This window comes from Prevotella sp. CAG:592 (genome assembly GCF_000436015.1).
Lineage (GTDB): Bacteria > Bacteroidota > Bacteroidia > Bacteroidales > Bacteroidaceae > Prevotella > Prevotella pectinovora.
Genome location: NZ_FR892602.1, coordinates 1 through 11398 on the forward strand (window position 1 = coordinate 1; position 11398 = coordinate 11398).

General features: G+C 51.4%; 5 protein-coding genes. 1 reads left to right on the plus strand and 4 read right to left on the minus strand.

Annotated elements, in window-relative coordinates; translation table 11 throughout:
- Positions 1-233 precede the first annotated feature (233 nt).
- A complete protein-coding gene (dnaK, locus tag QVO99_RS08035) occupies positions 234-2162 on the minus strand; it encodes a molecular chaperone DnaK (protein WP_022317099.1) in 1929 nt (642 codons plus the stop codon).
- Positions 2163-2648: 486 nt separating this feature from the next.
- On the minus strand, positions 2649-3737 hold the full coding sequence (locus QVO99_RS08040) for a YeiH family protein (protein ID WP_022317100.1): 1089 nt from the start codon (positions 3735-3737) through the stop codon (positions 2649-2651).
- A 205-nt stretch (positions 3738-3942) separates the two neighbouring features.
- Between QVO99_RS08040 and QVO99_RS08045 the strand changes: the two genes are divergently transcribed.
- A complete protein-coding gene (locus QVO99_RS08045) occupies positions 3943-5709 on the plus strand; it encodes a calcineurin-like phosphoesterase C-terminal domain-containing protein (protein WP_288177064.1) in 1767 nt (588 codons plus the stop codon).
- Positions 5710-5849: 140 nt separating this feature from the next.
- Here the strand turns inward: QVO99_RS08045 and QVO99_RS08050 are convergent, their stop codons facing one another.
- Both QVO99_RS08050 and QVO99_RS08055 read right to left on the minus strand, forming a co-directional pair.
- Positions 5850-8987 carry a chitobiase/beta-hexosaminidase C-terminal domain-containing protein gene (locus QVO99_RS08050; RefSeq protein WP_022317103.1) on the minus strand — a complete coding sequence of 1046 codons (3138 nt, stop codon included), beginning with the start codon at positions 8985-8987 and terminating at the stop codon, positions 5850-5852.
- 1042 nt (positions 8988-10029) lie between these two features.
- On the minus strand, positions 10030-11398 hold a 1369-nt coding region (locus QVO99_RS08055), incomplete at its 5' end, for a hybrid sensor histidine kinase/response regulator transcription factor (protein ID WP_288177065.1).

Here is an 11398-nt window from a genome sequence, read left to right on the forward strand (position 1 = left end):
AGAAAGCGATTTGGGTTAAACTATACTTCGGCTGTCTAAAGTTTTTCTTTCCGTCGTTCGTTCCACGCAATCTTACTGCAACGTGGTAAACAATATACGTCCGGTACAAATTTATAAAATTTATGCCCAGTTTTCAAGAATTCTTTATAAAAACCTGAAAATAGAAAAAGGGCGTAACTCATTGAGTTACACCCCCTTTATCTATCTTTTATCTACGCTTATCTATGAGCGTCTCATTTGACCTCCTCGAAGTCTGCGTCCTGAACGTCGTCGGCACCGTTGCTCTGTGAGCCGGCGTCGTTCTGGGTGCCACCGGCGTTGGCTCCGTTGAAGCCGGCACCTGCGTCAGCACCTGGCTGAGCGCCCTGATACATCTGCTGTGAGGCAGCCTGCATAACGGTGTTGAGGTTGTTGATGGCAGTGTCGATGGCAGCCACGTCACCACTCTTGTGAGCATCCTTGAGCTGCTGGAGAGCCTGTTCGATGCCTGGCTTCTTGTCGGCAGGAATCTTGTCGCCATTGTCCTTCAGGAAGTTCTCTGTGGTGAATATCATAGAGTCAGCCTGGTTCATCTTGTCGATCTTCTCGCGCTCAGCCTTGTCGGCAGCGGCGTTAGCCTCAGCCTCAGCCTTCATGCGGTTGATCTCATCCTCGCTCAGTCCTGACGAAGCCTCGATACGTATTGCCTGCTCCTTACCGGTGGCCTTGTCCTTTGCAGAAACGTTGAGGATACCGTTGGCATCGATATCGAATGTCACCTCAATCTGTGGCACACCACGACGAGCCGGTGCGATTCCCTCGAGGTTGAACTGACCGATACTCTTGTTCTGGGCAGCCATCGGACGCTCACCCTGCAGCACGTGGATAGTCACGGCAGTCTGGTTGTCGGCAGCTGTAGAGAATGTCTCGCTCTTCTTGCAAGGGATTGTGGTGTTTGCGTCGATAAGCTTTGTCATCACGCCACCCATTGTCTCGATACCGAGAGTCAGAGGAGTAACGTCGAGCAATACGATGTCGCCAACTCCCTCTTCCTTGTTGAGGATGGCACCCTGGATAGCAGCACCCACTGCAACCACCTCGTCTGGGTTAACGCCCTTTGAGGGCTCCTTGCCGAAGTAGTTCTTCACGAGAGTCTGCACTGCTGGTATACGGCTTGAACCACCTACGAGGATTACCTCGTCGATATCTGAAGTCTGGAGCTTTGCGTCGCGGATAGCGTTCTGGCATGGCACGAGACAAGCCTGAATCAGGTTGTGGGCCAGCTGCTCAAACTGTGAACGTGTGAGAGTCTTTACCAAATGCTTTGGCACACCGCCTTCTGCCGTGATGTATGGCAGGTTGATTTCTGTAGACGAAGAGCTTGACAACTCGATCTTTGCCTTCTCGGCAGCCTCTTTCAGACGCTGCATAGCCATAGGATCCTTAGAGAGGTCGATGCCCTCGTCAGCCTTGAATCCGTTTACGAGCCAGTCGATGATCACCTGATCGAAGTCATCACCACCGAGGTGTGTGTCACCATTTGTAGAGAGCACCTCGAACACTCCGCCACCAAACTCAAGGATAGAGATATCGAATGTACCGCCACCGAGGTCGAACACAGCGATCTTCATGTCCTTGTTAGCCTTGTCCACTCCGTATGCCAGAGCGGCAGCCGTTGGCTCGTTCACGATACGGCGAACGTTCAATCCGGCGATCTGTCCAGCCTCCTTGGTGGCCTGACGCTGAGAGTCAGAGAAGTATGCAGGCACTGTGATGACAGCGTCTGTCACCTCCTGTCCGAGATAGTCCTCGGCAGTCTTCTTCATCTTCTGCAGCACCATGGCTGAGATTTCCTGTGGAGTATATTTACGTCCTTCGATGTCTACACGTGGGTAACCACCCTCGTTAACAACGGTGAATGGCACACGTCCTGTTTCCTTTTCACACTGTGCGTAGGTCTCACCCATGAAACGCTTGATAGAATAAACCGTATTCTTAGGGTTTGTGATGGCCTGACGCTTTGCCGGGTCACCAACCTTACGCTCACCGTCTTTTACGAAACCTACCACTGATGGAGTGGTGCGTTTACCTTCGCTGTTAGCGATTACTACCGGTTCGTTACCTTCGAACACTGCAACACATGAGTTTGTTGTACCCAAGTCGATTCCAATAATCTTTCCCATAATTGTATCTATTTTTTATTATTTTCTATATTAATTGATTCCTCAGACTGCTTTCGCAATCTGTCAATCATTTTGCAAAGCCTGTGCCAATGTCACATTATGCCAAAGATATGACATCTTGTCAGACAGGAAGCGGCATTTTCCACTTCTGCCGCCCTTTCTGCGACATTATTTCATGCCCCATAGATACAACACTCCCCACCCTCTCATGAGCATCATCCGAAAATTTCATTATCAATCGTATTCTCCGCTCGGTTTAGATAGTTTGCCGCCCTGCAGCTGTTCCAATACTCACACATGAGTTACCAGCCAGTGAGCAGCGTTTGCGTTTTCGAGGGCAACGATGCCAAGACCGTGGTGGGAAGTCTGTAATCACAAAAAAACAAGTAATATCGACAAGGGGGATGACCAGTCAATGCGACCGGTCATCCCCCATTTTTTTCAGTTTCAGACGGTCATTATGCCGTCAGTGATAACAGATCAGCCTCATCCCAACCAGAAGATATAGGCAAGACTGACACAGCTGATGCTCACCCAAAGCAGCACGCCCTGTATGAGCGGCTTGATGCCAACGCTGCGCAGCGTCTCCCTGGTGAGCGACGCTCCGATGAAGAACAGCGAGAGAGTGATGAGATGTTTGGCGAGTTTCGCCACGGCACCGCTGAACTCGCCACCCACCGACGCCGCAGCATCACCGATCAGCGAGGCATTGCTCAATATGTAGGTATTGAAGATTATCGCCACCACAAACCAGATGATGAAGCGAGGCACACAGCTATACCATGGTTTCGAAGCCCCATCTGTCTGAGCCAGCGAACGGCGGAAGAAGAACGGAGTGACCAGAGCGAGAACCACTATCCACAGCGCCCGCGTCAGTTTGATGGTGGTAGCCACCTCCAATGCGCTCACGCCCTGGCTCGCCACCAGGTCGGGATGCATCTGGTCGTATGCCGCACCGGCTCCCACTACAGAAGAGGTGTCGTGGATGGCAATCGCCGCCCACATTCCGAACTGCTTCATCGTCATCCCCAAGGCATCGCCGATGGATGGGAAGATGAAGAGCGCTATGCCATTGAGCACGAACACCACGCCGAGCGCCACCGACATGCTCTCAGCCTTAGCCTTGATGATAGGACCGACGGCAGCTATCGCCGAACCGCCACATATCGCCGTGCCGGAACTGATCAGATAGCTCGTCTGCGAGTCCACACCTAGCAGTTTCCTGCCGAACAGCCATCCCAGGGCGAGCGTGCCGAACACGCTGACCACGGTGAATATCATTCCCTCGCTGCCAGAGGCGAGCGCCTTGTCCACATTCATTCCGAAACCGAGTCCGATGACGGAATACTGAAGGAGCTTCTTCGACATCGTTTTGTTGAACACCGGGAACGCCTTGCCCAGCAGCAACGCGAAGGCGAAACCGATGGCAAGAGCCACCGGCGACGACACCCAATGTGCTATCCACGACAGCGACCCCATGTCGAGTCCGAACACTTCTTCGGCGAATCCCAACAACAGCGACACGCCGATAACAGCCACAACAACGATGTAGCAGATTTCATTTCTTCTTTTCATTACGATTGATGTTTTATCGATTGTTTCAAAAAAACTTGCAAATTCATGCAAAGGTAATCATAATCAGTATATTTACAATGTTGCCTGCATTTTTTGTTTCTTTTTTATCTATAACCTTGATTCTGGAACCGATATTTTTCATAAATTTGCAGGATTGTATCGCAACGACAAGCAAAAAGAAGAACAAGGAAGGAGCATACTGTAAATGAAGAACAAATATATGATAATCGCCATACTCGCTGCCGTATGCTTCGCAGCGGCAATAGTCTATGCCCTGCGCTGGCGGATGGAAGAGGAGCTTCCACAGAAGCCCACCGCCGTGCGCCGCATAGCGACAAGGAAAAGGCAGGCACCGGAAAAGAAACCGGAAAATAAGAAACCTGAGGAGAAGAAGGAGCCCACCACCCCACCGTTCATCAACGGCACCGTGACCGACACGGAAGGCAATCCGATGGCGGGCGTAGTGGTGAGCAACGGCATTGACTGCGCCGCCACCGACTCGCTGGGACGCTACAAACTGCCCAACGACTCCACGGCACGCTTCGTATTCTTCACCGTGCCGGCAGACTGCGAGGTGCCCGTACACTCTGCAAAAGACCACACCGCACATTTCTACAAGCCCATCATCAAAGGTGTGTCGCGATACAGTTTCACACTGAAGAAGCTGGAGGGAGGAGTGGAGAAATACTACAAGATGATAGTGCTTGGCGACCCACAGGTGACCAACGACTTCAACCCATACTACAACGGTCCCGACGACAAGCCGCTGGAAATCGGCGATGTGGAGAGGTTTGCCACGGAAACGATGGCTGACATAAGGCGCACGATACGTTCGCTGCCACAAGAAACACCGATCTATGGGCTCAGCATGGGCGACGACGTGCAATACTACGGCGGTTTCAACCCTATGCTCGAAAAGCAGATAAGAGAAGTGCTCGGTTCGTCGAAGATGAGGATATTCTCCGTCATCGGCAACCACGACCAAGACAACAACCCGGAATATCTGAACAAATGGGAAGAGGCATGGGGACCGACAGACTATTCATTCGACCGCGGCAACGAACACTATGTGTGTTTCAACAACGTGAGGTTCCACGGCAAATACGCCTCATACTATTCGCCCGGCGAACTCTCCGACAGTCAGATGAAATGGCTGCGACAAGACCTGGCGCTGACGCCCAAGAGCAAGAAGGTGGTGCTATGCTACCACATCCCCTTCACCTTCGGCACCAGTCCCTTCGGCAAAGCCCGTCCTCTCAGCGCCGCTCATGAGAAGGGCCACTACTCATCATCGCGTCTGCCGGCATTGCTCTCGCTGCTCAGAGAATTCAGCGGAGGCTACGAGCTGTTCTGCGGACACACGCATTTCGCCATCAACCACGAGACGGAGATTGACGGCCACCACGTGATAGAACACTGCCATGCCGCCGCCTGCGGAAACATCTGGCAGTCAAACATCAACATCTGCGGCACTCCGAACGGATATTACGTTTACACATTCAGAGGCGGCCGCATGGTGAGCTGCTACTACAAAGGCACCTTCTGGGACGCCCACAAGCAAATGACACTGTTTCATGCCGACACCGACTTCAACGGCGAGTCTTATGCCGCCGACTGGGACCTTCCTCGCGACCGCAGGATAATAGTAGCCAACGTATTCAATGCCGACTCCCGCTGGCGCATCACTGCCGAAGAGAACGGAGTGGAATATCCCATGCAGCGCATCAACTCAAAGGGACAGGACGCCTTCGCCACCGGCTACCACCACAAATATGCCGTGGCAACGAGTTTCCGCTTCATCAGCAAGCAGAACAGCTATCTCATCATGAACCACCTATATTATTATGAGCCGAAGAGCGCCGAATCCAAAATAAGGATAATAGCCCGCGACCCCTACGGCCACACATTCACGGAAGATGCCGAAAACATTGTCACGGACCCCTTCTTCAACTATGCACATTATTATAAGTAGACAAGTTGACGAGTAGACAAGAGGCATAGAGACAAAAAGACGAGTAGACAAAGAACATTAGTATTGAAAACTTGCTATCACAAGCAATACTAATCTCCTTGTCTACTCGTCTACTTGTTTACTTGTCTACTCGCCAAGAATCACTTCCACATCACCTTGCGGCAAGTGCCATCAGAATATCTCACGATATACATTCCGCCATGACGAGGAGCGTCAGTCAGCTGTCCGCTGACAGTATATACCGATACCACCTTGGCATTCTGCTGCACATCAGAGCCGGCGGTCACTATGCCGTCCATCTTGCCCTTGTATTCCACACATGGAGCGATAGCCATCGACGTAGGGTCGTCGGTATTCTCAAACCACTTGAAGGAGCCGAGTCCGTTGCCATTTTCGTCCTGATCCTCCACGAGCTGCCATGCCGTGTTCTTGTTGCCTTCACCACGGCGCAGACAGAAGATGGAGATGTCGTCGCTGGTATACGGCGATTCTTCGAGAGAAGAGTTAGGGAATGGTCCCACCACTACAAAGAACTCCTCGCCGGCCTTCAGGTCCACCGTAGTGTCGAGATTGAACTTGGTGGCAAGATAGTCGTCGTCGCTATATTGCAAGTCTGCCGTCTTTACCGTAGATGTGGCGAGCACCTCTCCCGGTTCACCGTTGTCTGCCACGGCATTCACCGTGAGCACGATAGGACAATCGGCATCGAGAGCCGTTACCGAAGCGAAGTATACCGCAACCTCTGAAATGGTGGCATTCGCCAGAGGCGCCTTGTATTTCTCTGCAAACTTGTTGATGCCGAGCCAGTTGCTACCGGCATAGTTGCCATACCAGCCCAGAGTGATCTTCTCAAGACTCTTGTTCTCCTCGCTGCTGATATTCCACACATACTGTGCGCCACCTGCCTGCACCGCATATTGCAATACGTCGTTGCTCTGTCCGGCGGCATTCTTCGCAGTCAGGCCCACGCTGACGGTGCCCTTCTTGATGAACGTCACCGTAGGATTCTGCTCCGTGCTCGTCTCCTTGTCGGCAAACTGGAACACCCAGTTCCATTCCGTAGGATTTCCAGTTGACAGGTCGCGGAACGTCACCGGAACGTCTGTAGGCACGAACACGCCAACCCACGGACTCTCATATCCCTCTTCCGGCAATCCGATGAGAGCCGTTGGAGCTTTCTGTGAAACCACCACCAGACCCTTGCGCTCCATCTTGTCGCTTTCGTCACCACGCTTCACGGTGAGAGTGACATCATAGGTTCCTGCCACGTTGTATCTCACCACAGGATTCTCCTCTGCAGAGGTCTCCGTGTCAGCACCAGGGAATTCCCATTGCAGCGTCTCCGGACTGCCCTTGGCAAGACTCTTGAACGTTATGCTCTCACCTTCGAAGATATGAATCTCATCTGCTGCGGCAGGGTCTGACTTGACAAGGCGGAAACCATCAAGGGCAAGATCCTCGCCTCCAAACGGATAGTCGAACACGAACTTCACTTTCTTGCCTGTGTATGCAGCAAGGTCGAACGAGAATTTATTCCAGCCAGGTCCTGTATAAGAATTATCCTGCGCCCAGTCGAAAGCATTCAGCAGAGTGGCGCTCTCATTGGTTTCTGTATCAATGATGTTGAATGTCCACTTGCCGAAAACGAGGTATGGTGCCTGGAAGTATGCGTAGAATTCAACGTTGCTCCCCTCCTCTATTGTCAGCTCCGGACTCGTGAGCTTTGCATTGCCCGTTTCCTGAGCATTATAGGATATTGCGATGGAATATGCGTCGTCTGCCTTTATAGAACTGAACTTCTTGTTTACAAGATTCCATCCGTTGTCTGCTGTCCAATCATTCATCTCCTCTGCAGAGTCAAACCCCTGGTCGTAGTATGCCGTCGCCGCCCTGTCGGTGGTGAAATCGGCCTCCAGCGGTTCGTTGATGACGAACTGTGCCGTAACGACCTCACTATTCTGGTTGTATCCACGTGTCATGACATACAGAGTGCAGCTCTTGTCTATAGTAAACGAGGTGGTCTTGCCTTCCACTACAGTGCTCTTCGTATAGTCATCCTGGAATTCCTCGGCATCCTTTGCCTCGGTGGAATACCATATCGTCACGGCATTCTCGTCATCGGTAGTCACCGTGACCTCCTGCGGAGCGTCGAACGTGCCGCCCGGCGGAGTCACCACCGGAGTCTTCAGCGGCTGCTTGGCCTCAACGGTGACAAACATCTTTGCCGCTCCCGGCTTGAACTCGTCATTGCCGGCAAAGGTGGCAGTGATGATAACGGTCTGAGTGAACTCCACATACGAAGTGGCAAGAAATCCCTTGTCGTCAACCGAACATACGTCCCATTGCGACGAACTGTATTCTATCGGTGACAGCTTGTTCGGATTGAGCAGGTCGGCATATCCGTCATCGCCTGATGTGAGCGTGATGTTCTGCTGACAGAAGCTCAGCTGCGGATCTTTGCGTATCACATACCTTGCCTCAACCACATCACTGTATTCCTCTCCTTCCTGCGCCACGGCCTTTACGACGGTGGTCTCCGCGATATCCAGAGGAGCGGTGTAGGTCATACGGGAGCCGTCGGCCAGTTTAGGATTGCTGCCGTCGGTGGTATAATATATGATACGGTCAGCCGCCGTTGTCGCCTCTGTGGTTATCGCCACGCTCTGCGCCTCGTCGTAGGTTCCGGCGGCTGGTGTGAATACCGGCGGCATGACGGCAGACTGCTCCTTCTCGTAGTCCACTTCTATCTTGCGCAGATAGACAGGTCCCTTGTTCTCGCTCGTCTGGTTTATCGTGATTTCTATCTCTCCTTCCCGGGCATCGGCTATGGTGAATGCAAACTCCGTCTCTGCGGCAGAGAGACTTGCCGAAGCCGACTTGCCGCACTGATAACTGCTGCCGTTCACCCTCACTGAGACATCTCCGGCATATTCAGCTTTCTGCAGATAGGCTTTGACGCGCACTGCCGTCACCTTGCCGACTATGCCGCCGGTCCAGAGTCTGACGCTTGATGGCGGTTCGGAAGCAGAACCGACATACTGTCCTTTGTTTGCCGTATAAGCATAAATTGTGGTACCCACTGCAGAGATGTTCCACTGCAGTCCGTTCAGCTCTGCGGTATAGAAATCCTTTTCCACACGGTTTGTGCCGAAGTTATAGAATCCCTGTCCGCCATTAGCTTTTGAAGTATTCCACTCAAACGACCATGTGTCGGCATTCACCACCTGGGGCAGCAATGCGAGCAGAAATGCAAATAAGAATAGATAGTTCCTCTTCATAAGCATAAATGTTGAGAGTAAGACAAAAATGTTTCTTTCTGTAAGCGAAACAACGCTACAAATATACAACAATTAATCATACAAGCAAAAATAATTACGATTAATCAGTATATTTCTTGATAAATCCATAAAATAGAAATTGACCAAGCAAAGATTACAGCTCTTTGCTTGACCGACATCCTATTGTTCTTCCTTTAAACCCAAATCGACCATTAGGCCGTTTCAATGTGATATTTTACAACTGCTTGCAGTCTTTTGTCATTTATAAGGCGTCTTTTGCCTGTTTTTAATTCACAATAGTCCGCTATTACTCATTAAAAGCCAGACAAAATCCACTCTTTTAAAAATCAAAATCCAGGCAAGCCCTAATGACCGTTTTGGGTTTATAGTGTCGCATCTGGAATCAACATGTGCTGCGAAGTATCATAGTATCATTCTTGGCCGCCGCCAAGCCTCTAAAGCTCTATAGACTAAAGACTTAACCAGATGATACTTTTCTGGATATTTTACAGAAAAGTATCATTGATGTATCATAGAAGTATCATGCCTTTCGGCATCCCATATTTCCCCCCACGCCAGGGGGAAGACATCCCCACATTAGGGGGTTCTGTTCCCCACGGCGTGGGGGAAATCCGAGGTCAATATTTTACGAATTACAAGTCTATGTTTTACGAATAGCAAGTCTATGTTTTATTCATGAAATGCCGGTTGTCCTTGTCATTGTTTATGGTTTTGTTTTGGCAAACATACCCAATAACAAAATACAGGCAAAATACGTTCGTAAAGGAGATGCCAAAAGCGGACAAATGTAAATAAAACATTAAACTGTCCAGACAATTACCAGATGGTTTTTTCGTCATAAATAACACACAAGTATCTGATTCATAAGCACTTCCACTTACACGACCAGATGGTTGACGGTTTTCTTGAAAAATTCGTTGATTTATGAAAAAACCGTTGTAGCAACACGAATCCATCTATCGGGATGCATTAACCCCCAAACGGTCTAATGACCGGTTTGGGTTAAACCTACCAATACCCATCACTCCACATCTCCCGGTCTCACTCCGTATTCCTCCTTGAATCTCTTGGCGAAATACGACGAAGTGGTAAAACCTACTTCGTAGGCTACTTCGGAGATGTTCTTGTCGGTGGTTTCGAGCAGGCGCTTTGCCTTTGCCAGACGGGCTTTGCGAAGGAGGTCTACCACAGAATAGCCGGTGAGCGCCTTCACCTTGCGATAGAGCTGCACACGGCTGAGTCCCATCTCGCTGCCAAGGTCTTCTACGGAATAGTCGGCATCGGGGATGTGGCGCTTTATGACATCGCGCAACTGGGAGACGAAGGTCTGGTCTTTCTCGCCGAGAGCGTCCTGCTCCTGCTGTTCCTGCTGCGAACCGGAGAAGATGAGCTTCAGCTGCGAACGGCTCTTCAGCAGGTTGGCGACACGTGCCATAAGGGTGTCGACAGAGAATGGCTTGGTGATGTAGGAGTCGGCTCCCGTGTTGTAGCCCTCTATCCGCTGATCTTCCAAGGTTCTTGCCGTGAGAAGTATCACGGGGATGTGGCTCGTGGCGATGTCGGTCTTCATGCAGCGACAGAATTCCAGTCCGTCCATCACCGGCATCATGACATCGCATACCACCAGCTGCGGCACGTTCTTCTTTGCCACCGAGAGGCCCTCTTCGCCATTCTGCGCTTCCATCACATTGTATGAAGACGAGAGAACGGAACGTATATACGACCTCATGCCGGCATTGTCGTCGATGACGAGTACGAGAGGGCGGTCGCTGTCGTAGTCTTCGCTGCCTGTCACCAGCGAGAGGTTTCGTTCCGCCACGACATCCTTCACCGAATAATCGTCGATGAGCTGCGTGTCGGACTGTATCTCGGTCTGCTTGTCAAGCGTGGCGTCATATCCCGGCTGGGAGTCGGGGATGACGAAGGAGAAGGTGGATCCACTGCCCTGCCGGCTCTCCACCTGCACCGTTCCATGGTGTAAGTCTACATAAGCCTTCACGATGGCGAGTCCGATACCCGTGCCACCCACGGAGTCGGCAGCCTGATAGAAGCGTTCGAAGATATGGCGTTGGTCTTCCTCCGACATTCCCTTTCCAGTGTCTGCAACGCTGACCGTGCATCTGCCGCCGGCATGAGCCAGCGTCACGGTGATGGTGCCCTTTGCCGGAGTGTATTTCAGGGCGTTGGTCATGAGGTTGAAGAACACATGAGCTATCTTCTCACGGTCGGCAATCACGATGCTGCGGTCCTCGCTTGTCTCCACACCTACGCTGATGCCCTTTCTCTCTGCCACGGCACTGAAATCCTCTGTCCATGCCTTCAGGTCGGCGGCGATGTCGAAGCGGTTGAGAGAGAGTTTCGCCTTCTCGTTCTGTATCTTGCGGAACTCC

Coding starts and splice junctions, on each gene's coding strand:
- dnaK (WP_022317099.1), bottom strand. CDS start 2,162: ATGGGAAAGATTATTGGAATCGACTTGGGTACAACAAACTCATGTGTT.
- QVO99_RS08040 (WP_022317100.1), bottom strand. CDS start 3,737: ATGAAAAGAAGAAATGAAATCTGCTACATCGTTGTTGTGGCTGTTATC.
- QVO99_RS08045 (WP_288177064.1), top strand. CDS start 3,943: ATGAAGAACAAATATATGATAATCGCCATACTCGCTGCCGTATGCTTC.
- QVO99_RS08050 (WP_022317103.1), bottom strand. CDS start 8,987: ATGAAGAGGAACTATCTATTCTTATTTGCATTTCTGCTCGCATTGCTG.